General features: G+C 48.6%; 3 protein-coding genes. 2 read left to right on the top strand and 1 reads right to left on the bottom strand.

Annotated features, from left to right (window positions below; genetic code table 11):
• The first annotated feature begins 67 nt into the window (after window positions 1-67).
• Both A3750_RS14340 and A3750_RS14335 read left to right on the top strand, forming a co-directional pair.
• Window positions 68-532 carry a DUF2141 domain-containing protein gene (locus A3750_RS14340; RefSeq protein WP_068491734.1) on the top strand — a complete coding sequence of 155 codons (465 nt, stop codon included), beginning with the start codon at window positions 68-70 and terminating at the stop codon, window positions 530-532.
• Between the two features lie 69 nt (window positions 533-601).
• The gene (locus tag A3750_RS14335; RefSeq protein WP_082863396.1) at window positions 602-1,048 is read left to right on the top strand and encodes a PliI family lysozyme inhibitor of I-type lysozyme; all 447 of its coding nucleotides are present in this window, start codon (window positions 602-604) and stop codon (window positions 1,046-1,048) included.
• On the opposite strand, the gene A3750_RS26170 is transcribed toward A3750_RS14335, so the two are convergent.
• A partial coding sequence (locus tag A3750_RS26170) for a hypothetical protein (RefSeq protein ID WP_068548395.1) occupies window positions 1,045-1,260 on the bottom strand: 216 nt, incomplete at its 5' end. The genes A3750_RS14335 and A3750_RS26170 overlap by 4 nt on opposite strands.

Below are 1,260 nucleotides of genomic sequence, written 5' to 3'. Positions count from 1 at the left end.
TAGACCAACACAAACGTTCTGATTATTTGGACTACTCTCTAATCATCAAATGACCGGAGCGTTAGCCATGATCAAGCATTTTCTGAGAGCACCCGGGTTGTTCGTCTCATTGGTTTTTGCCTCGATCCTTGGCTCAAGCCTTACCTTCGCGAGCGACGATATCACCTTGAGGGTTGAGGTGGTCGGGGCTAAGCCGTCTTCAGGCCAAATCGTTTTGTCGTTGTTTGACTCCGCAACGCACCATTTAAAGAAACCTCTTGTTTCGCTGCGACAAAACGTGGATGCGAAGGGCAAGGCTTCGTTTCAACTTTCAGGTTTGGATGACGCACTGTACTCTGTGAGCGTGTTCTACGATGAGGATCAGGATGGGAAGCTCAATACCAACTTTATCGGCATCCCGACTGAGCTAGTGGGCTTTTCTAACAACGCTAAAGGCCGGTTCGGCCCGCCTACGTTTGAGCAAACCAAGATCCGTGCGTCTTCGGGTCGCCCAATTAAAATTCACTTAAATAGCGTCGGCCAAGAAACCTGAGTTTTTTCTAAAAGAACTTCCTAAAAGGCCGTTCTATTTGTATCAAGTACCCTTTTCCCGGAAAAAACAATGTTAATAAGACTCGTGATATTCGTCGTTGCCGTGTCTTTTTCAGGTGTCTCGTATGCTGGAGACAGTGACCGCTTCATTAAGCAGCTAACATTCCAAACCGGCCAGACTCTGCTGATTGCCGAAGGCGAGCGAGAGGCGCGCTCTATCGGCAGCTTCAGCGTTAGGCTGTACGATGCTGGGGCTAAAGGAGATGAAACAACCTTCTTTCTTGACGGCCTGATTATGGCGCGCGATGGTGCGATCGAAACAGCAACGCTTGCCGATATTAACGGTGATCAACTATCGGAACTCATTGTTATCAGCCGAACAGTAGGCAGTGGAAGCTACCTATCAGCCTATGCCTTTTCTATCGCTGATAACAGATTGGAAAGCATCCACGAGTTAAACGGGATGCAACCTGACACCGACCCAGTAAACGCACTTAGAAAAGCATGCTGCCGCTAACCAAAAACAGGGCTGACGGACACTGAAATCGCACCAACTGCATTGCAGGCGGGCAATTTTGAACACATAATGCGCTGAGTACCATCAAAACCATTCATCCCACCGACTGACCGCACACAGAGGCCGGATCGCACATTGATTGCACAGTTACCAAAATGGGTTGAGATTGGTGCATTTGTACTGGCATTCGTTGCAGGCTTTGTAAACGCCAT

The sequence above is a fragment of the Oleiphilus sp. HI0079 genome (genome assembly GCF_001635105.1).
This window is presented reverse-complemented; position numbering and strand designations above follow the sequence as displayed.